The sequence below is a fragment of the Paraburkholderia sp. BR10872 genome, from assembly GCF_040965835.1.
Classification (GTDB): Bacteria; Pseudomonadota; Gammaproteobacteria; order Burkholderiales; family Burkholderiaceae; genus Paraburkholderia; species Paraburkholderia nodosa_A.
In genome coordinates this window covers 45893-65982 of record NZ_JBFRCN010000007.1, presented here as the reverse complement: position 1 = coordinate 65982, position 20090 = coordinate 45893, and the positions used below count along the sequence as shown (strand labels likewise).

Genomic DNA, 20090 nt, shown 5'->3' with positions numbered 1-20090 from the left:
GTCCGAACAAGCGGCGCCACCTCTACTCTACCTGTTACGATAGGTCCGTCCCTTTATGGAGAAGCGGTCGATGACGAACACAGAATTGCTTCGTGACTTCTACGCCCGATACATAACAGCCAAGGGCGAGTGCAAAGACCCGAGAATCCAGCAGGCATTTGCGACGGTCGAAAGGGAGAAGTATCTCGGTCCCGGTCCATGGAATGCATACACGCAGGCAGGATACGTCTCGACCGGCACGTCCGACGCTGCAGTTCTCTATCAGGACATCCTAATCGGGCTCAAGACCGATCAAGGTATCAACAATGGTGAGCCGAGCCTCCATGCACGTTGTCTGGATGCTGCAGCCATCTCGCGAGGCGAAACCATCACACACATCGGTTCAGGAACTGGCTATTACACAGCACTTCTCGCGCACCTCACCGGTGGCGCAGGTCAGGTGGTTGCGTATGAGATAGACCCGGATCTGAGCGCGCATGCGACGTCGAACCTTGCTCACCTGGAACACGTCCGGGTGGTCGAAGAAAGTGGAACTAGCGCTGAGCTGCCGCGATCGGATTTGATTTACGTGAGCGCAGGGGCGACGCACCCATTGAATAGCTGGCTCGAAGCACTCAATGATAGAGGCCGTCTGATTTTCCCATTGACGCCGCCAAACCGGGGCCTAGGCGGCATGCTGCTTGTGACACGTGTCGCCGCCAACTCATACGCGGCGAAGTTCATCTCCCCGGCGAAGTTCATCGAGTGCATCGGCGCTCGCGATGATGCGACCGGGGAATCATTAATCAGTGCGTTCGCATCAAATACAACTGCCGCAGTCAGGTCGCTAAGACGTAAAACGCCTGCGGACCAGTCTGCGTGGTTCGTGGGGGCCGACTGGTGGCTATCGACCTCCGGGCCGGACGATTTCGCTGCTTGATATGAGATCGAATTCTCACTTTTTTCGCATGCGACAGGCGCGAGCAGGGTGCGTGACGGCTTTCGGTACGAGCGAATGTCGCTTCCGGGTCGTCGATCGCGTCGGGCAACAAGGCGGCCGGTTTGAGTCATTCGACACATCAGCGCCAAGATTGTCGACAACCAAACGCAGATACCACAACTCCACGCAAAACGCTGAGAGACCGATGCGCCCGAGTAGCCATCTCGGGGGAAATTTCCACTCGCTGCCGATGTGCCCAAAGATACGCGACGTTGGACTTGCGACATTAGGTTGACGCGGTGGACAACTCCTGGGCGCCGACGGCAGGAACGATGCTATTCTGATTTTTTGGAAGCTCCAAGAATAGCAATCTCTGAAAGCCGATTGAGAGGGAGAAGCGATGAGCAATCATTCGGTGTCGCTCGACGTTGTGGCTTTGCGCCCCTTTGTGCCAGCAAAAGATTTTGATATCAGCGCGAGCTTCTATAGGGACCTGGGCTTTGCCTCGTTCCAGCTTGGTGAGGGGCTCGCCTCCATGCACCTCGGCCCGTTCGCCTTCCTGCTGCAAAAATTTGACGTTGAAGGTTTCGCTAGCAATTTTATGATGCATTTGCTGGTGAATGACGTCGACGCGTGGTGGTCGCGAATCGATGCCCTTGACCTCGCCGGGCGTTATGGCGTCGAAGCCCCGCGCGCCCCGAAACTCGAACCATGGGGCCTGATGGTCACTTATGTCTTCGACCCTTCTGGCGTGCTGTGGCACATTGCACAGATGACAGAAGATCCCGACTCAGACTCGGCGGTGTAATTCTGAGGTCCAGAGGGGGTCTTTAGCTGCCTCCGACAGCAATGCCTTGCATGTATGGACTAAATTCGCATTGACCACCTGACTTACGGAGAGGGAACGCCGTGAACAATCTCGATGCTCGGGCTGTATTCTTTGTGAAGGACGCCGAGCGCTCACTTCAGCATTACACGAAGACGCTAGGTTTCTCGTTGGATTGGACGCACGAGGAAGAAGGTCGTGCATTCGTGTGCCAGGTTAGCCTGCACGGTTTCCAGCTTATCTTGAATCAGACGGAGTCCTGGACTGAGCATCGGGTCGGTCACGGCCGCGTTTTCATTGCGATCTACGACGATCAGGTCGATGAGTTTCGCAGCCACATCAGGAGATTGGGTATCAAGACAAGCACCATATACTGGGGTGCTCCAACGCTGGTGATCCGGGACTCGGATGAGAACGAGCTGTTTATCTGGCTGCCTGAACGCGAACACGCCAGTCTGGAAACGTTCGCTGCCGAGGCCAAGGCGCCGTGATCGCCGAGCTATTCGATCGCCGTGCCGCGAACGCGGCGCTGCTGCACATGGCTTGGAATCACTAGGGCGGAAAGTAAGTCCTCGTCAACACGGTATCGGCGCAGCGCTTACTCCGCAATCAAGCCTGAGCCAGAAGTGAATGACCGTTTTAGGCCAGATCGAAAGACCGCTCCGGGTCGATACCGGAAGTTCGTAGGTGGTGGCGACGTGCTTGCCATAGGCGTATCCGAGTGCCACTCCGCCACCGGGCCGGGTGCCCGGCGCGGGGTGACAGATTTATTGTCGCAACGGTTGACAGTTTTATTTTGTTCTACGGCACAAGACGCGCAATCTTCTCCGTGATTACCACCGCCTGTTCCTGCGCTATTCGGTGTCTGTTCCTCGTGCTTCATCGCCGCCTTCGCGAGCGTTGCGACGAGTGCGAGCGGACAGCTATTGCGTCCGCTCGACGATACGCCGCCAAAGCGAAAATTTCCATTTTACGGGTTTGACATCATCAAAATTTGTTTGACGGAACTTTTTTAATCAATTACTTTGATCCTGCGAATACACAGGTGGGCTAATCCATGCTCCGTGATTTCAATGGCGAATGAGGTGGCCTATATATTAAGCCGCCCATCAGGGGATTCGTATATTCTAATTTTATGCAAAACAAATATCCTCAAAAGGAGTGATATCGGAATATAAGCTCGCCCTCCGTTTTTCTCGATGATTATCTTATAAACGTAATTCAAGGAAAGGAAAATGCAATGAGCGTCGAATTTTATTCCACGGACACCGACCAGGGCACCATCTCCGTCATCCGCAAAGAGGGCCATGCGTACGAGGTCGTCAAGCAAATCCGCATCGGAAACGCGCCGCGAGGGTCCGTGAAGTTTACGCAAAACGGGCGAGGTTTCGTTTCAAATACGAGCGGCAATACTATTTCCGAGCTCGACGCTTTCGAGCATAAAGAGGTCGGCCGGATTACAGTGGGTTTTGGTCCGCGCGGTATCGGCATCGTGCCGGGCGACCGCTATGCACTGGTATCCAATTCCGGTTCCGATACCGTATCCGTAGTCGATCTGCAAGCCCGAAAGGAATTGACGCAAATCGCGGTTGGCGCCGATCCGCGACATATGGCGATTACAAAAGACGGCAAAGCGGCTTACGTCAGTATTTGGGGCGGTGGGCACATTGCGAAGCTCGATATTTCCGGTCTTTCTCATGGCGAAGTGGACGGTATCCGCCAGATCGCGACGATCGTCCTGGGCGAGAATTCGAACCCGTACAGCCTCAACATCGAACCGGGTGGCCGGTATGCATTCGTCGCCTGCAATGCTGCCGACCACATTCCGGTGATCGACCTCGCGTCCGACGAGGTGAGCCATCGCATTCCAGTCGATTGCGACGAAGGCGCATGCGGCGCACGCGCCGTCGCGTTCTCCGCCGACGGCAAGGTCGCGTTCGCGACGCTGGAGCGCACCAACGCCGTCGCCGCCATCGCGATCGACAGCATGTCGGTGATTCGCTATATCCAAGTCGGACCTGCGCCGCGAGGCATCATTCAGGACGCGGACGTGCTGGTGATCTCCAATTTCTCCCGCAGTCCCGGAGGCGCGCCGATGCCTTCGTTGAAATTGATCCCGCACTCGGTCACGTTCGTCGATGTGAACGGCGTCGATCTGAAGGCGCCGCTGCCGGTAGAGTGTTATAACCAGGTCCGTGTCGGACACGGCCCGTGCAGCGTGTCGATGTTCGATCCGTCGAAGGCGACCGGGCGTTCGGCCACCACCACGCTCTACACGGCAGCCGTGTAAGCCATATAGAGCGTTGGGCTGAAAGCAGGGCGGATCGGCTGAAGATCCGCCTCTTTCGCGCGTCTTTTTTATTGTTCAATAACGCATGTCATCCCAGTGCCGACTACCCTCACACTCGACGTTGCGCGGACTATCGCGGTTGCAAGCCAAGGATTCGAGCACCAGAGCCAATCGTTGGAACAGGTATTCAATCATGTGAAGTGCGTTCAGCTCGACCCGTTGAAAGCGATCCGCGAATCGCACGAACTGGTCTGCCTGTCGCGCGGCGTGCCACTCGAACGAGCGAAGTCGCTGCTGACGGCGGATAGCCCGTTCCAAATCTTTACCTATCCGGGCCATGCGATGGCTATCCTGCCGCTGGATATGTGGCCCTGGTTCGCATTCATGCGCCGGCATCTGCTGGCCAAAGGCTGGCGCGGTCCGGCGGTCGACGCCGATACCGTCTGTTCGTTGCGAGCGTTGCTGCGCGAGCGGGACGTGATTACCGTGAAAGACCTGCCCAAGGGGACTGGGACGGGCTGGAACCGCTCGTCGCAATGGCGCATCGCCGCCGAATGGCTGTTGTGGACCGGCGAAGCCGTGTCGACCACACGCAACGGCACGCATCGCGAATACGCTTTGACGGGCAAGGCGATTCCCGAGGCGTTGCTTAGGCTCGAGCCGTCGGACAACGATTGCATTGACCATCTCGTCGGTGAAGTCGTCGAGGCGCTAGGCGTGGCGACCTCCGACGACATTGCCGATTACTTCCGGCTTCGGCGGGACAGGGTCGAGCGCGCGCTTCAAGCCATCGACTGTCCCAAAGGGACGGTCGATGGGTGGATCGAACCCGTATGGCTATCGCGGCGCGCGGAGTCGCTGGCGAGGACGAAACTCGACTGCGTGACGCCGCTTTCTCCGTTCGATTCGCTCGTCTGGTATCGGCCAAGACTGCAGCGGCTGTTCGGCAAAGCGTACACGCTTGAAGCCTACAAGCGGGCTGATGAGCGCGCCTTCGGCCACTACTTCATGCCGATCCTGGCCGGCGCGGAGATCGTCGGCCGGGTCGCGCCGCGCCGGAATAAACATCAGGTTTCGATAGAAGCGTACGAATTCGATGCGTGCCTCGACCTGGCCGTCACCGAAAGAGCGCTGCATCTATTGCAGGCGTGGAGCGAAGCCGCCGTGTTCGAATCCCCAACGCAACATCTTCTGATTGCCGAATGACGCATGGCTAACTCCTCGGTTTCCTATCGGGCGCTGCTGGCGAAGCGCGGATTTGTCGGCTTGCTGCTGGCGGTTTGCGTCAGCCGCTTGTCGTCGGGGTTGTTGCCGTTCGGGCTGACGGCGTTGTTCGTGCAGGGGGACCGATATCTTTCGGCGGGCATCGTTTCCGTGTGCTTCATGTTCGCAACGTCGGCAACGGCGCCGTGGCGCGGCCGTTATATCGATCGTCATAGCGCGCGGCGCGCACTGCCGAGGTTCGCGCTCATCTCGATCGCCTGTGTGGCCGGCGGCTTCGCAGTGCTCCATCTGTCGCATGCGAAGCTGATCGGCGCCGCGCTCGTGACAGTCGGCGCTGCATTGACGCCGCTCAATAGTGTGGTGCTACGTTCCATCTGGTCCAGAATCGCATCCGACGAAGGCGAGCGTCAGGCGCTGCATGCCATGGACTCGCTGCTGGAGGAAGGGATTTACGTGCTGACGCCGTTGCTGGTGTCGGCCATCTGGGCGCTGGTCGGTCCCGACTGGGCGATTCTGCTGGCTGGTATCTCGATAGGCGGCGGCACGTTCCTGTTGTTCAGATTCGCGCGATATGCCGGTGCAACGGTCGGCGCCGTGCTCGACGAGACGCATGATGTACCGGCCGGCAGCGCGGATTCGAAACGCAGAACGCGCCGGCTACTCGTTTTCACGCAGCCCGGTTTAGCGCTGGCCGTGCCGATGTTCGGCTTCTCGCTGACGATGGGTGTCGGCTCGATCGCCTATGCCGCGTGGTCGAGCGCGCATTACACGGCGTCGCTGACGGGCGTGTTCGCGTCGCTAGGGTCGGCGGGCGGACTCGTGGGAGGCCTCGTCTACGGCAAGCTCAGAATGTCGAACCCGATGGCGTCGAAGCTGTATTTAGCGATGCCGGCGTTCGTCGGGCTCTGCACGTTGCCGATGCTGTGGACGACGTCGGCCGCCGTGGCCTGCTGCGTCGCGTTCGTCGCGGGACTGGTGATGACGCCGATGTTCATCGCGGCGTTCGTTCGCGTGCCGCTCACGTTCGACAAGGCGTACTTCAACGAGGCCAATGCGTCGATCGGCGCGACCTATAACGTCGGCTCCGGTCTTGGATCGCTGCTTGCCGGCGCGCTGGTGCAGCGTGGGTTGCTTCACGCCGCATTCGGTTGCTCGGTGCTGGTGCCGGTCGTGGCGGCGTCGGTTGCGTTTCTGTTGTCGAGGCGTTTCGACGGGCGTCCCGCAGCGATGGGCGCGCCGGAATCGTCGCATTGACGCGGAGCCGTGGGCACGGCCTTTGTGCCGGCGTGATTCTGTGCACAATTCGCGTCCCACAAGCTACTGAATTTGAATGTGATTTCTGGATTGCGGCGCGTCGGACCTCGGCGGCGACACTTTTACGGCCCACGCGGGCGGACCGGCTGGGCGACGGCTAAGGGACCGGTCGGATCACCGAGGTCCCCCGCGCTCTCGTGGTGACACATTTATTGTCGCAAAGGTGACACTTTTAATGCGTTCTACGCCATACGAAGCCGTTGCCCGCGTATCTGTTCGATAACGACGAATGCGACGTGAGGCTCGTGAAGTCGGTGCAGGACGGGTCGCTTTACGAGTGGGGCGCTTGCCGATGAGGCGTTCTACGCAGTCTTCAGCAACCCTTGCTTTTCAATGAACGCGATCACCTCACCGAGCCCCTCGAGCGCCTTCAAATTGCACATCACGAAGGGCCGTTCGCCGCGCATCTTTTTCGCGTCCGAGGCCATGATGTCGAGGTTCGCGCCCACCAGCGGCGCGAGGTCGGTCTTGTTGATGACGAGCAGGTCCGACTTCGTAATGCCCGGGCCGCCCTTGCGCGGAATCTTTTCGCCGCCCGCCACATCGATCACATAGATCGTGAGGTCCGAAAGCTCGGGGCTGAAAGTGGCTGCGAGATTGTCGCCGCCCGATTCGATGAAGACGATGTCCGCATCGGGAAAGCGCGTGAGCATCTGATCGACGGCTTCGAGGTTGATCGATGCGTCCTCGCGGATTGCCGTGTGCGGGCAGCCGCCCGTTTCCACGCCCATGATGCGCTCGGCGGGCAGGGCGCCCGCGACGGTCAGGAGGCGCTGGTCTTCCTTCGTGTAGATGTCGTTGGTGATGGCGACGAGGTCGTAGCGCTCGCGCATCGCCTTGCAGAGCATTTCGAGCAAGGTCGTCTTGCCGGAGCCGACCGGTCCGCCCACGCCGACGCGCAGCGGCGGCAGCTTCTTGGTTCGTTTGCTGGGTGCGTGCGAATTCATGGTTCGTGTGTGTGTTTCAGGAGCGGAAAAGCCGCGAATACTGCGATTCGTGGCGTGCAGAAAGAACGCCAAGCTGTGGCGCAAAGGTGTTGAGCGCCTCGGGGGGCGTCGCGAGCGCGCGCGCCACGGCTTTTTCGATGGCGGCCCGCAGCGCAACGATGATGCGCTGCCCCGCGAGCTGGCCGAGCGGCACCGCCTTGAGTGCGGCGGCGGTCTGATTCTCGATCCAGCTGAATGCATAGGCGGCGAGCGCGGCGTCTGGCGCGGCCGCGTGGGCCCACGCGGCGAATGCGAAGGCCGTGGGCTGCGCAATGGGTGTCATGCGCTCGAGCGTGGCGCGCCGCTCGGCATCGCCCCATTCGAGCTGCGCGCAGAGCTGGCGCAGCGACCAGCCCATTTGCGCGGTCTCGCGCCGCAATTCCGCCGATTCGCGGCTCGCGACGAATTCCTCGTTCGCAACGATCAACGCGTGCTCGTCGTGCATGCGCCAGCGTTCCATCTGATGCGCCACAAAAGGTAGCTCGCCGCAGGCGAGCACGTTCGCGAGGCCGCCGGCTATCCAGTGCGAGGCGTCGTCGGCGTTCGTCACGAGCTGCGCATCGATTGCGGCTTCGAGTCCCTGCGAGTAGCTGAACGCGCCGATGGGCAGCGCTGGCGAGGCGAGATGCAGCAGGGCGGTGAGCTCAGCGATGTTCATGGCTGTGGTCGTGCGCGTGGCCGTCGCAGTGACCGTGATCGTGTCCGCAATCGTGGTCACGCGCGTGATCGTCCCCGTGGGCGTGATTGTGCGAATGACCGTGTGTATCGTCGTGCGAGTGCGCATGCCCATGGTGTTCGTCGTACACGCGCTGCGCGAGCGCGTAGTCGTCGGCGAAAGTTTCGTCGTGGCCGTGGCGGTGGCCGCCGCCGTATGCGCCCGATTCCGGCTGGAACGGTAGCTCCACGCGCTGCACCTGCGCGCCCAGGCGCTTGAGCATGTCTTCGAGCACGGGGTCCGCTTCGAGCGTGAGTTCGTCCGCCCCCACTTCCACCGGCGTATGGCGATTGCCCAGGTGATACGCGGCGCGCGTGAGCGTGAGGCGGTCGGGCGCGCGTACACGCAACACGCTCTCGGCCGCCGCGATCACGCGCACGAGGCCGCCGTCGTCGGCCACGAGCAGGTCGCCATCGCGCAGCACCGTGCCGCGAGGCAGCACGACGCCCACTTCCTCGCCCGTGTCGAGCGTGGCCGCGAGGCGGCTCTTGCAACGCGCGTCGTAGGGCAGCGTGAGCGTGGGCGCCCGCTTCACAAGAACGGGCGCGAGCTTCGCATTGAGTCGTTTGTCGATCGTGCGCATGGCTAAACTTTAGAACAGGAAGTAACGCTGTGCCATCGGCAGCACCGTGGCGGGCTCGCAGGTGAGCAACTGGCCGTCGGCGACGACCTGGTACGTTTCGGGATCGACGCTGATCGTCGGCTGCCAGGCATTGTGAATCATGTCGGCCTTCGTCACGCTGCGGCAGTTGCGTACCGCGACCACGCGCTTTTGCAGGCCGTAGCGCTCGGGCATGCGCTTGTCGAGCGAGAGCTGCGAGACGAAGGTGAGCGACGTTTGTGCAAGCGCCCGCCCGCGCGTGGCAAACATCTCACGGTAATGCACGGGCTGGGGCGTCGGAATCGAGGCGTTCGGGTCGCCCATCTGTGCGAGCGCGATCATGCCGCCCTTGAGAATCAGCGAAGGCTTGATGCCGAAGAACGCCGGTTCCCAGAACACGAGGTCGGCCCATTTGCCCGGTTCGAGCGATCCCACTTCGTGCGCGATGCCATGCGTGAGCGCGGGATTGATCGTGTATTTCGCCACATAGCGCTTCACGCGGAAGTTGTCGTGGCGCGCACTGTCTCCGGGCAGGGCGCCGCGCTGGACCTTCATCTTGTGCGCGGTCTGCCACGTGCGGATGATCACTTCGCCCACGCGGCCCATCGCCTGGGAATCCGAGGAAAGCATCGATAGTGCGCCGAGATCATGGAGGATGTCCTCGGCGGCGATGGTCTCGCGGCGGATGCGCGACTCGGCAAACGCAATATCCTCGGCAATCGACGGGTCGAGGTGATGGCACACCATCAGCATGTCGAGATGCTCGTCGAGCGTGTTGATCGTGTACGGGCGCGTGGGGTTCGTCGAAGAGGGCAGCACGTTTGCTTCGCCGCACACCTTGATGATGTCGGGCGCGTGGCCGCCGCCCGCGCCTTCGGTGTGGTACGTGTGGATCGTGCGGCCCTTGAAGGCGGCTACCGTCGCTTCCACGAAGCCCGACTCGTTGAGCGTGTCGGTGTGAATGGCCACCTGCGTGTCCGTTGCCTCCGCCACGCTCAGGCAATTATCAATGGCGGCGGGCGTCGAGCCCCAGTCCTCGTGCAGCTTCAGGCCGATCGCGCCCGCGGCGATCTGTTCTTCGGCGGGTTTCGGCAAACTCACGTTGCCCTTGCCGAGAAAGCCGAGATTGATCGGCCAGCCGTCCGCGGCCTGCAGCATGCGCTCCATATGCCACGGGCCCGGCGTGCAGGTGGTGGCGTTGGTGCCCGTGGCGGGGCCGGTGCCCCCGCCCAGCATGGTCGTCACGCCCGAGGCGAGCGCTTCGTCGATCTGCTGCGGGCTGATGAAGTGGATATGCGTGTCGATGCCGCCCGCCGTGACGATCTGGCCTTCGCCCGCGATCACTTCTGTTGCGGCGCCGATGGGAATCGTCACGCCCGGCTGCACGTCGGGGTTGCCCGCCTTGCCGATCTTCCAGATGCGGCCGTCCTTGATGCCGATGTCGGCCTTCACGATGCCCCAGTGATCGACGATCACGGCGTTCGTGACCACAGTGTCCGCGACTTGCGCGTGCACCTGCTGCGACTGGCCCATGCCGTCGCGGATCACCTTGCCGCCGCCGAACTTCACTTCGTCGCCGTAGACGGTGTAGTCGCGCTCGATCTCGATGATGAGTTCGGTATCGGCAAGACGCACGCGGTCGCCGGTGGTGGGGCCGAACATCTCCGCATACGCGCGGCGGCCGATCTTCAATGTCATGTCGGATTCCTGATGAATTCGCCTGAATTCGCCGGCCGCGCTCAGAGCGGGCCCATTACCTGGCCGTTGAAGCCGTACACGGCGCGCTCGCCCGCGAGCGCCACGAGTTCCACGGTGCGCTCCTGCCCCGGCTCGAAGCGCACGGCCGTGCCCGCCGCAATGTTCAGGCGAAAGCCGCGCGCGGCTTCGCGGTCGAACGAGAGGGCGGAGTTGACCTCGTAGAAGTGGAAGTGCGAGCCGATCTGCACGGGGCGGTCGCCTGTGTTCGCCACCTTTACGGTGACGGTCTCGCGGCCCGCGTTGAGTTCGATTTCGCCGTCGTCGATCAGCATTTCGCCGGGGATCATGGCTGGCTCCTCCCGGCTCAGGGGATCGGATGGTGGACGGTGACGAGCTTGGTGCCGTCGGGGAAGGTCGCTTCAACCTGAATGTCGGGGATCATCTCGGGCACGCCTTCCATCACGTCCTCGCGTGTGAGGAGCGTGGTGCCGTAGTGCATGACCTCGGCGACGGTCTTGCCGTCGCGGGCCGCTTCCATGAGCGCTGCGCTGATGAAGGCGACCGCCTCCGGGTAGTTGAGCTTGAGGCCGCGCTCGCGCCGTCTTTCGGCGAGCAGCGCGGCGGTGAAGATCAGGAGCTTGTCTTTCTCGCGTGGCGTGAGCTTCATCGCGTCATCGTAGTGGGTCGGTTGGGGCAAGTCTGCCGACCCAGCTTACGGGAGCGAGGTTACGCGCAGCTTGCGACCTCGCGCGCGGCGCGCACGAATCGATGCAAGCTCTCAGCAAGGTGTGTGCCAATGAAGGGGACAGCGCGAATGCACCAATCACGAGGTACGTATGCACCGCGATGGAGATGCTGCGCTGCGTTATCGTGCGAGGAGGCGCCGATGCGCACCGTAGAGGTGCGTGTGACGTGCGCTCAAGTCGTCCACAAGCGCAGCGGCGCGGCCTTCACGCCATGCACGAACGGCCGCAGCGCCGTCCAGCACTGCGTGAGCGTGTTTTGCAGCGCTTCCATCGAACGCCCGACCACGCGCACGAGCACCACGCCCGGCGCGATGCAGGTCGCGCCCGAGCGCAGCGTGTCGTCGAAAGGCAGGATGGCGGCGAGGTCTTGCGCGAGCGCCTCGTTGCACGCGGGGCCGATCGCCCACAGCACGCCAAAAGCGGGGTAGCCAGCGAGCCCTTGCGGCGCGTCGCGCAGCGGGTCGTTGGCGTCGATGAGGGCGCGCTCGAGCCAGAGCAGTTGATCGTCGGCTTCGCCTTCGGGCGCCGCGCGCGTTACGCGCATGAGCGCTCGCACCATGCCCGCCGACCAGCGCTCGCCCGCGGCCTGGCGGCCCAGTTGCGTGGCGTCCCAGCCGATGGCCGTGGCCCCCGCGCCGAGCGTGAGCGCGAATTCGAGTTCGGCGTGGGCGTGGTCGAACACGAGGTTGTTCTGCGGCAGCCAGTCGAGCTTCGCGCCTGCGCCCACGCGCACGTTGATGCGCTGGCGCGCCACGCGGCCGTTCGACTTGTACCACTTGGTCGCGCCCGGCGTCGTGAGCACGGCGTGAGCACCATCGCCCACGTTCACGTCGATGTCGAGCCGGTCGCCGCCCGCGATGCCTGCTGGCGGATGCACGATCACCGCGTGACAGATCGCGTCGCCTTCGGGGTAGAGCGGCCGTTGCACGCGCAACGGCCCCGCGTGCAGGCGATGCGTCAGTGCGGTACGTTCGCCCTGGCGCTCGAAGCCGAGCTCGAGTTTCGCGGCCCATTCCTGATGCGCCGTGCTGCGAGACGTGGCGTTGGCGAGTGCGGCGTGATCGACGTGGAGCGACATGCGTGGCGAGGGGGACGGGGCAATGGCGTGGAGGATAGCACGCGTGCTCGCGAGCGCTGATCAGGGGCCGGGGAAGCGTGCGTGTCATGGCTGCTGGCATGTCACGCCGGCGGTTCCGCGCTCGGACGGATGACGTCCTGGACGTCCAGAACGCGAAAAGCTCGCGCGATCCTGATCATCAGGAACGGGACGGCACTCTCACCAGCCGGTAAGTCGTAGCCGAGGCGCTCGAGCATTGTGCCAGTCAAGGCGCGATTGCAATGCGTTGACCGGCTGCAGCAGTTCAGGGGTCGGCCGCCTTGCGCAGCTCAGCCGCGCAAGTTCCGTTTCGTGCAACGGGGCGGCGCGGGAAAAAGAATCGCAGGGTGCAAGCTCGAGCATTCAGCGATGCCAGACGCGGCTTTTCTTGCCGCCACTGTGCAACGGTGCCGACGAGGTCGCGCCTGTCAATAAGGCGCGGAGCGACGATTTTTCGAGTATTTATCGTTCGAAATGGCCATTTGCGATAGTATTTCGAGACTTCTGAACGTTTTTCGAGTCGTATGGCCGAACTGGAACCCGTTGGCTACCAGCACCTCATCGAGCACCTGAACCTGGAACGTCAGGTTCGGCCGCTTGAGGCGCCCGCTTTTCTCAACGGTTCCGTGAACCAGAAAGTGCGTGGCCACAATGGATTCTGGTATCCGCGCAAGACTGCGGTGGAGCAAACACTTATCGGGCACATCGAATTCGCGCTTCGCAATGAGGGGGTGAATCTTGAGGTGCTTGAGGCGGCGTTCGAGCACCTGGCTGAGGCGGAACTTCTGCGCCGGTGGTCCGAGTCGCCCAACAGTGCGTTCGTACGAAGGGCATGCTTCTTCTGGGAGTGGCTAACCGGCGGCAATCTGGTCATCGACAGGAGCCCCACAGGCGCCTACGTCGATGCACTGCCAGAGGCCGATTACTTCACGGCGGATTCCGCGCACGCAACCCGGCACCCGAAGTTCCGGGTGCGAGACAACCTGCCTGGTACGCGCGATTTCTGCCCGCTCGTGCGGCGCGTTGCACTGGCGGGTGGGCCATCTCTGGACGATTTGCTGGATGAGGCGAGTCTGACACTGGAGCAGGTCACCGACGCAGCACTGTACGAGCGCGCGGTCCGCTACCTGTTCCTTTCCGAGACGCGCAGCAGCTACAGCATCGAACGCGAGACGCCCAGCGGCCACAAGGGCGAGCGCTTTGTCCAGCTTCTTGCCCGGGCCGGCGAGGAAGAGCGCATTTCCGAGGAGTGGCTCGTCGAGTTGCAGAACGTCATCGTCAGGGACACGTATGCTCAGGAGGCATCGTACCGGACGAAACAGAACTGGCTCGAGGATGGAACTGGGCGTGTCACGTTTTTCCCGCCACCGCCCGAAGACCTTCCGCGCGCCATGCGGGGCTGGGAGGCGTTCATCAACGAGCAGTCGGGCGCCGGCGGATATCGGTGCTCCAACGTGCTCGTGCGGTCCGCCTGTGCGGCCTTTGGATTTGTCTACCTGCATCCCTTTCTGGATGGGAACGGGCGAATCCACCGCTTCCTTATCCACCACGTGATCAACGGTGCCCGGCGATTGAAGGGCGGGGCCATTGTGCCGGTTTCAGCGGTCTTCAAGCGCCACGAAGGCTTGTATCTCGACGTGCTAAATGGGTTCTCCCGCCCGACCACGCGACTGTGGCGATACGCGCCCGGCGAGGACGCGCCGCACGTCGTTTCGTCACCGGGAGGGCGACCCTACCGGTTCTTCGACGCGACAGGGGAGGTCCGTTTCCTGCACCGCATGCTCATCGACGCCGTGAGGACCGAGTTGCCACGCGAACTTCACTGGCTAAGCGGCTTCGACGCCGCGTTTGAGCAGCTGAACGGTGAACTCAATCTTCCCCGCCCGGACCTGTCGGCGCTCATCCGCATGGTGCAATCAAACAACGGAAAGCTGTCGTCGAACAAACGCAAGACGTACCCGCATCTGCCCGATGAGGTCATTGCCCGGATTGAAGAGGTGGTGCGCGAGGCTTTCGACCCGGCATCGGCACACACCCGCAGTGACGGCGAATCCTCGCAGTCCTGAGAGCGCGTGGCGCGACAGTTTTTCGAGTATGGAGCGCCAATGGCAAGGCTGACTGAAGAAATGTCGAGCAATACGACAGTTTTTCGTATGACAACAGCGATGTCGACGTGAGCGGGAGGCCGTCACCGTTCTCCCACAGCGCATGCTTTGTGGCGCGCCTTCGCGGGCTGCCCATTCCATTCCAGGGCGTTGCCCGACACGCGGACTTTACCGGGAGGCGGGCACGAACGCGCGGCCAGGCAACCCGCGCTCACCCCTTGACGTGCTCTATTGTCCGGATTCTGAAGCCCACCTGCAAGGCGCGGGCAAAGCGGGCGAGGGGGGCAAGCGCGCACGGGTGCACGGGCGCGCGGCTCGCCCGGGTTGCCGCAGCGCATGCACAGCTGGGTGAGATGGAACGTTGTGCGCACCCGTGGTGTGCCGCTCAGGTCTTGAAGCGCGTTCGTCTCTGCCTGGTGAAATTCCGACGTGATACCAGTCTGGAAGATTGCGACCGCACGGTGACTGCGCGTTCAGTGCTGTTCCGGTTTTCCCGGACTCCCTGTTGCAGGTAGAACGAACAGGCGTTCGTCCCATAAGACCGGCAGCGCTTCTGATACGACGATCCGCGCAGCGTCTGGATGGGCGGGATTTACCAGCGCGTTGGACTCGGCACGTGCGACTACAGAAGGCACGATCAGGACCGCGGAGCGGCATTCCTCCAGCCAGCGGTTTCCGAAATCACGTGCGATTTCAGTGGATGGCCCGTCCCAACCTGCAGGCAGTGTGCCGGGGGTGAACCTTTCGACGGGAAGATCATCGGGAACCTGCGCCTCGACCCAGACGTGTGTCTTCGGCACTTTGCCGATCCGTGCGTGTACCAGTACCTCGAGCATGGCTCCTGCGAACGTGAGCGCGCCATAGATCACGGGACGGCCGGGGCTGTTGAATCGGCCGCCAACGAGCATGGCGCCGGTGCCGCTCCATAGCGGATGGCGCCTGTCGGCAATGCGGAAAATCCTCATCAGGCCGGTAGCCCGTAGAAGAGCTTCCAGAGGAGTTCTTCCACGCGGCGCGCACCCAGCTCGGTCAGGGCAACCTCAAGGGGCACGCGCCCCTCCAGCAGGGGGTGGGGCGTGGCAAGGAAGGTGCGTGCGTCCGCCGGATCGTCCCAGACGTAGGCCGCGCTCGCGTAGACCCGTGCGAGGCGCTCTGTCTTCTCCGATTCATCAGGTGTCAGCCTGTCGCGACGGCGCTTGTAGGTTGCCTCAGGGACGATGCGTGCCTGGAGCGCGCGCCTTGCCTCCGCGGTCAGGGCGATCTGTTCGACGCCGTTACGCAAGGCGGATTTGGGCAGGCCTTCTGCGACCTGCGCCTCGAGTTCGGCGATCGAATGGGGCACCGGACTCAGTCCCATGACTGCAGCGATCTTCTCGGGGGAAACGAGTTGCATGGCGCTTCCGTCGTAAATCAAATGAGCCTCCATTATAGCTCATTTGAGCTCGCCGCGATGAAGGCTGACTACCCGCTCTCCATTACAGCAAGCTCAAGCCCGGCGCCGCCGCGCATAACGGCAATGCGGGGATGACCGCTGCGTACAAGCGCGGAAAGATATCGCGCCCTTGCGGTACGTAAGCGAGGCACTGCGCCAAGCGCGCATGGGTGGGCAGCTTCGTGAGCGCCTCTCCGCTCCAGGCGATCGAGCCGTACTTCGTGGGCACGTCTGCTGCACGCCCCTCACAGGGATCGCGTCGCCCCTGCCATCGCAGACCATGAATGCCTCCAAGCGCACGGCGCGTACCAGCGCGCCTAGAGCGGATGCCTGGTTAGGGGCACTACTGTGCGAAAGGACACAGAAGTTCGCCTGTATGTCCTGCATGGTCATGGGGGAAACGTTCGTGTCGTAACAGACAGGAAATCGTAAACCTGTCTGAAAGCGTTCGTTAAAGGTTATTCGGAAACTGCACCACCCTAATTGATGGATTTTTTATTGTCTCAAATTATGAGTGGAGACAACAATGTCAGCAATTAAATGCCTTAAACTTATCGCTCCTCCCCTGATTACCATTGGAGCCAGGAAATTGCTATCTCCCGAAAAGAAGAAGGTTCTTTTCGATGGCGATGACGCAATGTTCAAGCGACTCACGGCCTCATCGAGGCTTTATTTCGAGTACGGCTGCGGAGAAAGCACGATTTGGGTAGCGCAGAATACCAATGCAAAAATTCATAGCATAGACACGAGCAAGGAATGGATTGATTTTGTGGAGAATAGAATTGACCGGAAAGATGCCACAATTGAGTGGGTAGATTGCGGTGAGCTGGGGCAGTGGGGCGCTCCAATCAATTACCAAAAAAGGCAAAATTTTCTTAGATACGCCAATGCTCCATGGGCAAATCATCAGAACCCCGACATTGTTCTTATTGATGGACGATTTCGCGTTCTCTGTTTTTTAACAACACTGAAATTATCCAATGAAGGGACTAAAATTATCTTCGATGATTACACAAATCGTCCCCATTATCATATAGTCGAGGACTTCATCTCTCGCGCCGACACTTTCGGCCGGCAGTGCCTATTCATCGTTCCCAGCAAGAAAAATATCGACACGAATCTTATCGACAAGATGATTGATAAATTCGAATATGTTCTTTCATAACGCCAGATGCGCAGACCCCAGCGCACAACCAGCGGTCTGTTGCGCTTTGGAAGCTGCCTTGACGTTGCATGCGCCTGAAAGGTGGTTCAGGGGCGACGAGCGCCGTCCGGTCCCTGCAGATCCACGTAAAATTCGTAAGCCTGCCCGGCATTCGTCGTGGCGGCTGGTCGCCAATTTCAGGCTTCACACCGCGATCAACTCCCGCACCCCATCCGCATCCATGCTCGCGCCGGCGCCGCCCGCCACGATTTCGCCGCGGCTCATCACCCAGTAGCGGTCCGCGATGGCCTTGGCGAAGTCGTAGTACTGCTCGACCAGTAGCACCGTCATGTGCATCTCTTCCACGAGCCTGCGCAACGTGCGGCGGATGTCCTGGATGATCGAAGGCTGGATGCCTTCGGTAGGCTCATCGAGAATGAGCAGCTGCGGATCGCTCATCAGCGCGCGCCCGATGGCGAGCTGCTGCTGCTGGCCGCCCGAGAGGTCGCCGCCGCGCCGCGCCTTCATGTCCTTGAGCACGGGAAAGAGTTCGTAGATGTGCGCGGGCACGCTTGACGGCATGCGCTTCTTGCTCGCCGCGCCCACCAGCAGATTCTCTTCGACGCTCAGGCGCGCAAAGATATCGCGCCCTTGCGGCACGTAAGCGAGGCCCTGCGCCACCCGCGCATGCGTGGGCAGCTTCGTGAGCGCTTCGCCGCGCCACGCGATCGAACCGTTCTTCGTCGGCACGACGCCCATGAGGCAGCGCAGCAGTGTCGTCTTGCCCACGCCGTTGCGCCCGAGCAGCACGGTGAGTTCACCCTCGGGCACCGTCATCGAGACGTTGCGCAGGATGTGGCTGCCGCCATAGTACTGGTTCAGCGATTCGATGGTTAGCATGGCTGATCTATTCAAAACGGCCCTAGCGGCCCAGATACGATTCGATGACCGCTTCATCGCGCTTTACGTCCTCGAGCGTGCCGTGCGCGAGCACGCTGCCCTCGGCCATCACCGTGACGCGCCCGGTTTCCCCCGCGAGCGCCGCGACGAACTCCATGTCGTGCTCGACCACCATCATCGAGCAGCTCCCGCGCAGGCGGTTGAGGAGCGTGGCGAGTTCCATGGTCTCGTCGTCGGTCATGCCGGCGGCGGGCTCGTCGAGCAGCAGCAGCTGCGGCCTTTGCATGAGCAGCATGCCGATTTCGAGCCGCTGCTTCTGGCCGTGCGAGAGTTCGCCCGCGAGGCGTCGCGCGTCGCTCTCCAGCCGGATCACCTCGAGCGTTTCCTCGATCTTTGCCTGCGCCTCGCGGCCAAGCCGCGCGCGCAGCGTGGCGAACCAGCCCTTGTCGGCCTTCATCGCGAGTTCGAGGTTCTCCCACACGGGATGCTGCTCGAACACCGTGGGCTTCTGGAACTTGCGGCCAATGCCCGCGCGCGCGATCGCCGGCTCGTTCATGCGCGTGAGGTCGAGCGTTTGCCCGAGGAACACCTTGCCGGAATCGGGCGCGGTCTTGCCGGTGATGACATCCATCATCGTGGTCTTGCCCGCACCGTTCGGGCCGATCACGCAGCGCAGTTCGCCCGCGTCGATCACGAGCGACAGCTTGTTGAGCGCGCGAAAGCCGTCGAAGCTCACGGTCACGTCTTCGAGATACAGGATCGTGCCGTGCGAGATGTCGATCGCGCCGGGTTCGACCACGTGCCCCAGTTCCGCCACGCCGGAGAGGGCGAGTTCGTCGTACTTGAGGGCGTCGTCGAAGGGGTTGTGGTTGAGCGGGTCGCTGATCACGCTATGTCCGTTCATGGGCGCTCGCTCCGCGTGGTGATCCGGTTCCGGATGAGTTCGATGAGTCCCATGATGCCGTTGGGCAGCAACAGCGGCACGAGCACGAACATCAGGCCGAGGAAGAACAGCCAGTACTCGGCGAAATGCGCGGTGAAAAAGCTCTTTGCGCCGTTCACGGCGAACGCGCCGATGATCGGCCCGATGAGCGTGCCGCGTCCGCCCACGGCCACCCAGATCGCCATTTCGATCGAGTTGCCCGGCGACATCTCGCTCGGGTTGATGATGCCGACCTGCGGCACGTAGAGCGCGCCCGCAATCCCGCACAGGACGGCCGAGACGGTCCACACGAAGAGCTTGTAGCCCAGCGGGCTGTAGCCGAGAAACATGAGGCGCGTTTCGCCGTCGCGCACGGCGGTCACGACACGCCCGAGCTTCGAGGTGACGACGGCGCGCGCGCCGAGAAACGCGAGCACGAGCACGGCGAAGGTCAGCAGGAACAGCACGGTGCGCGTGCCCGGATGCGTGATCGGCATGCCCGCGATGCGCTTGAAGTCCGTGAAGCCGTTGTTGCCGCCGAAGCCGGTTTCGTTGCGGTAGAAGAGCAGCATCGCGGCGAACGTCATGGCCTGCGTGATGATCGAGAGGTACACGCCTTTCACGCGCGAGCGGAACGTGAAGAAGCCGAACACCCAGGCGACCACGGCCGGCACGAGCACGACGAGCAGGAGTGCATACCAGAGATGCTCTGTGCCTTGCCAGTACCACGGCAGCGCATGCCAGTCGAGAAACACCATGAAGTCGGGCAGGTCGCTGCCGTACTTGCCGTCGTGACCGATCTCGCGCATGAGGTACATGCCGATGGCGTAGCCGCCCAGCGCGAAGAAGAGGCCGTGCCCGAGGCTCAGAATGCCGCAGTAACCCCACACGAGATCGAGCGCAAGTGCAGCGATCGCATAGCACATGAGCTTGCCGACGAGCGTCATCGCATACGCGGAAAGATGCAGTGCGCTCGATTGCGGCAGCACCAGCGCGCAAAGCGGCACGCCCACGCCGATCACGAGGATCAGCACGATGAGCGCGAGCCAGGCGCGCGGCGAGAGCAGGGCCGGCCGCGCGGGCAAGCCAAGGGCGAACGTCTCGGCGCCGTCGGCTGAAGTTCGCGAGGCGCCCAGCGTGTGACGCGCGGAAGAGGAAGTGACGCTCGTCAT

The 20090-nt window shown here is 62.0% G+C and carries 20 protein-coding genes and 1 pseudogene; 8 read left to right on the top strand and 13 right to left on the bottom strand.

What is annotated here, in order from left to right; all coding sequences use genetic code 11:
- The first annotated feature begins 70 nt into the window (after positions 1–70).
- The 6 genes from AB4Y43_RS08090 (at position 71) to AB4Y43_RS08065 (ending at position 6513) form a co-directional block, all read left to right on the top strand.
- Positions 71–919, top strand: a complete 849-nt coding sequence (locus AB4Y43_RS08090) for a protein-L-isoaspartate O-methyltransferase (RefSeq protein WP_368727424.1) — start codon at positions 71–73, stop codon at positions 917–919.
- A 400-nt stretch (positions 920–1319) separates the two neighbouring features.
- Positions 1320–1727 (top strand): VOC family protein, encoded by a 408-nt coding sequence (locus AB4Y43_RS08085; protein WP_368727423.1) that lies wholly within the window; start codon positions 1320–1322, stop codon positions 1725–1727.
- A gap of 101 nt (positions 1728–1828) precedes the next feature.
- Positions 1829–2236 (top strand): VOC family protein, encoded by a 408-nt coding sequence (locus tag AB4Y43_RS08080; RefSeq protein ID WP_368727422.1) that lies wholly within the window; start codon positions 1829–1831, stop codon positions 2234–2236.
- A gap of 749 nt (positions 2237–2985) precedes the next feature.
- Entirely contained in the window at positions 2986–4035 is a 1050-nt protein-coding gene (locus tag AB4Y43_RS08075) for a YncE family protein (RefSeq protein WP_368727421.1), read from the top strand.
- Positions 4036–4209: 174 nt separating this feature from the next.
- Positions 4210–5241 carry a crosslink repair DNA glycosylase YcaQ family protein gene (locus tag AB4Y43_RS08070; protein WP_368727420.1) on the top strand — a complete coding sequence of 344 codons (1032 nt, stop codon included), beginning with the start codon at positions 4210–4212 and terminating at the stop codon, positions 5239–5241.
- A gap of 3 nt (positions 5242–5244) precedes the next feature.
- A complete protein-coding gene (locus AB4Y43_RS08065; protein WP_368727419.1) occupies positions 5245–6513 on the top strand; it encodes an MFS transporter in 1269 nt (422 codons plus the stop codon).
- A gap of 362 nt (positions 6514–6875) precedes the next feature.
- On the opposite strand, the gene ureG is transcribed toward AB4Y43_RS08065, so the two are convergent.
- From ureG to AB4Y43_RS08030, 7 genes are all read right to left on the bottom strand, one after another.
- Entirely contained in the window at positions 6876–7520 is a 645-nt protein-coding gene (gene ureG, locus AB4Y43_RS08060; RefSeq protein WP_342947844.1) for an urease accessory protein UreG, read from the bottom strand.
- A gap of 16 nt (positions 7521–7536) precedes the next feature.
- A complete protein-coding gene (locus AB4Y43_RS08055) occupies positions 7537–8217 on the bottom strand; it encodes an urease accessory protein UreF (RefSeq protein WP_368727418.1) in 681 nt (226 codons plus the stop codon).
- Positions 8204–8857, bottom strand: coding sequence for an urease accessory protein UreE (ureE, locus tag AB4Y43_RS08050; RefSeq protein ID WP_368727417.1), 654 nt, complete (start codon positions 8855–8857; stop codon positions 8204–8206). Before ureE ends, AB4Y43_RS08055 begins: the two co-directional genes overlap by 14 nt.
- 9 nt (positions 8858–8866) lie before the next feature.
- Positions 8867–10573, bottom strand: coding sequence for an urease subunit alpha (ureC, locus tag AB4Y43_RS08045; protein ID WP_368727416.1), 1707 nt, complete (start codon positions 10571–10573; stop codon positions 8867–8869).
- 41 nt (positions 10574–10614) lie between these two features.
- Positions 10615–10920 carry an urease subunit beta gene (locus AB4Y43_RS08040; RefSeq protein ID WP_368727415.1) on the bottom strand — a complete coding sequence of 102 codons (306 nt, stop codon included), beginning with the start codon at positions 10918–10920 and terminating at the stop codon, positions 10615–10617.
- 17 nt (positions 10921–10937) lie between these two features.
- Positions 10938–11240, bottom strand: coding sequence for an urease subunit gamma (locus tag AB4Y43_RS08035; RefSeq protein WP_069269271.1), 303 nt, complete (start codon positions 11238–11240; stop codon positions 10938–10940).
- Positions 11241–11491: 251 nt separating this feature from the next.
- Positions 11492–12397 carry an urease accessory protein UreD gene (locus tag AB4Y43_RS08030; RefSeq protein WP_368727414.1) on the bottom strand — a complete coding sequence of 302 codons (906 nt, stop codon included), beginning with the start codon at positions 12395–12397 and terminating at the stop codon, positions 11492–11494.
- Positions 12398–12939: 542 nt separating this feature from the next.
- Here AB4Y43_RS08030 and AB4Y43_RS08025 point away from each other — a divergent pair.
- Complete coding sequence (locus AB4Y43_RS08025) at positions 12940–14481, top strand: Fic family protein (protein ID WP_083245723.1); 1542 nt, start codon at positions 12940–12942, stop codon at positions 14479–14481.
- Positions 14482–14993: 512 nt separating this feature from the next.
- On the opposite strand, the gene AB4Y43_RS08020 is transcribed toward AB4Y43_RS08025, so the two are convergent.
- The 3 genes and pseudogenes from AB4Y43_RS08020 to AB4Y43_RS08010 form a co-directional block, all read right to left on the bottom strand.
- Complete coding sequence (locus AB4Y43_RS08020) at positions 14994–15485, bottom strand: RES family NAD+ phosphorylase (protein ID WP_083245749.1); 492 nt, start codon at positions 15483–15485, stop codon at positions 14994–14996.
- Positions 15485–15913, bottom strand: coding sequence for an antitoxin Xre/MbcA/ParS toxin-binding domain-containing protein (locus AB4Y43_RS08015; protein WP_069269414.1), 429 nt, complete (start codon positions 15911–15913; stop codon positions 15485–15487). The genes AB4Y43_RS08020 and AB4Y43_RS08015 overlap by 1 nt, the downstream gene beginning before the upstream one ends.
- A 145-nt stretch (positions 15914–16058) precedes the next feature.
- Positions 16059–16172 (bottom strand): annotated as a pseudogene (locus AB4Y43_RS08010) (ABC transporter ATP-binding protein); the annotation flags it as partial.
- Positions 16173–16478: 306 nt separating this feature from the next.
- On the opposite strand from AB4Y43_RS08010, the gene AB4Y43_RS08005 reads away from it, so the two are divergent.
- A complete protein-coding gene (locus AB4Y43_RS08005; RefSeq protein WP_083245748.1) occupies positions 16479–17117 on the top strand; it encodes a class I SAM-dependent methyltransferase in 639 nt (212 codons plus the stop codon).
- A 183-nt stretch (positions 17118–17300) separates the two neighbouring features.
- Here AB4Y43_RS08005 and urtE read toward each other — a convergent pair whose 3' ends face one another.
- From urtE to urtC, 3 genes are read right to left on the bottom strand one after another with little or no spacing between them, the layout of a single operon-like run.
- Positions 17301–17996 (bottom strand): urea ABC transporter ATP-binding subunit UrtE, encoded by a 696-nt coding sequence (urtE, locus tag AB4Y43_RS08000; RefSeq protein WP_368727413.1) that lies wholly within the window; start codon positions 17994–17996, stop codon positions 17301–17303.
- Positions 17997–18018: 22 nt separating this feature from the next.
- Positions 18019–18900 carry an urea ABC transporter ATP-binding protein UrtD gene (gene urtD / locus AB4Y43_RS07995; protein WP_368616927.1) on the bottom strand — a complete coding sequence of 294 codons (882 nt, stop codon included), beginning with the start codon at positions 18898–18900 and terminating at the stop codon, positions 18019–18021.
- On the bottom strand, positions 18897–20090 hold the full coding sequence (urtC, locus tag AB4Y43_RS07990; RefSeq protein WP_368727412.1) for an urea ABC transporter permease subunit UrtC: 1194 nt from the start codon (positions 20088–20090) through the stop codon (positions 18897–18899). Before urtC ends, urtD begins: the two co-directional genes overlap by 4 nt.

What these genes read in the sequence shown, in the direction of transcription:
- AB4Y43_RS08055 (WP_368727418.1), bottom strand. Translation starts at nt 8,217, where the DNA reads ATGAACATCGCTGAGCTCACCGCCCTGCTGCATCTCGCCTCGCCAGCG.
- AB4Y43_RS08040 (WP_368727415.1), bottom strand. Translation starts at nt 10,920, where the DNA reads ATGATCCCCGGCGAAATGCTGATCGACGACGGCGAAATCGAACTCAAC.
- urtE (WP_368727413.1), bottom strand. Translation starts at nt 17,996, where the DNA reads ATGCTAACCATCGAATCGCTGAACCAGTACTATGGCGGCAGCCACATC.
- AB4Y43_RS08035 (WP_069269271.1), bottom strand. Translation starts at nt 11,240, where the DNA reads ATGAAGCTCACGCCACGCGAGAAAGACAAGCTCCTGATCTTCACCGCC.
- AB4Y43_RS08025 (WP_083245723.1), top strand. Translation starts at nt 12,940, where the DNA reads ATGGCCGAACTGGAACCCGTTGGCTACCAGCACCTCATCGAGCACCTG.
- ureG (WP_342947844.1), bottom strand. Translation starts at nt 7,520, where the DNA reads ATGAATTCGCACGCACCCAGCAAACGAACCAAGAAGCTGCCGCCGCTG.
- AB4Y43_RS08065 (WP_368727419.1), top strand. Translation starts at nt 5,245, where the DNA reads ATGGCTAACTCCTCGGTTTCCTATCGGGCGCTGCTGGCGAAGCGCGGA.
- ureC (WP_368727416.1), bottom strand. Translation starts at nt 10,573, where the DNA reads ATGACATTGAAGATCGGCCGCCGCGCGTATGCGGAGATGTTCGGCCCC.
- ureE (WP_368727417.1), bottom strand. Translation starts at nt 8,857, where the DNA reads ATGCGCACGATCGACAAACGACTCAATGCGAAGCTCGCGCCCGTTCTT.
- AB4Y43_RS08015 (WP_069269414.1), bottom strand. Translation starts at nt 15,913, where the DNA reads ATGCAACTCGTTTCCCCCGAGAAGATCGCTGCAGTCATGGGACTGAGT.
- AB4Y43_RS08085 (WP_368727423.1), top strand. Translation starts at nt 1,320, where the DNA reads ATGAGCAATCATTCGGTGTCGCTCGACGTTGTGGCTTTGCGCCCCTTT.
- urtC (WP_368727412.1), bottom strand. Translation starts at nt 20,090, where the DNA reads ATGACGAGCGTCACTTCCTCTTCCGCGCGTCACACGCTGGGCGCCTCG.
- AB4Y43_RS08030 (WP_368727414.1), bottom strand. Translation starts at nt 12,397, where the DNA reads ATGTCGCTCCACGTCGATCACGCCGCACTCGCCAACGCCACGTCTCGC.
- AB4Y43_RS08020 (WP_083245749.1), bottom strand. Translation starts at nt 15,485, where the DNA reads ATGAGGATTTTCCGCATTGCCGACAGGCGCCATCCGCTATGGAGCGGC.
- AB4Y43_RS08005 (WP_083245748.1), top strand. Translation starts at nt 16,479, where the DNA reads ATGTCAGCAATTAAATGCCTTAAACTTATCGCTCCTCCCCTGATTACC.
- urtD (WP_368616927.1), bottom strand. Translation starts at nt 18,900, where the DNA reads ATGAACGGACATAGCGTGATCAGCGACCCGCTCAACCACAACCCCTTC.
- AB4Y43_RS08075 (WP_368727421.1), top strand. Translation starts at nt 2,986, where the DNA reads ATGAGCGTCGAATTTTATTCCACGGACACCGACCAGGGCACCATCTCC.
- AB4Y43_RS08090 (WP_368727424.1), top strand. Translation starts at nt 71, where the DNA reads ATGACGAACACAGAATTGCTTCGTGACTTCTACGCCCGATACATAACA.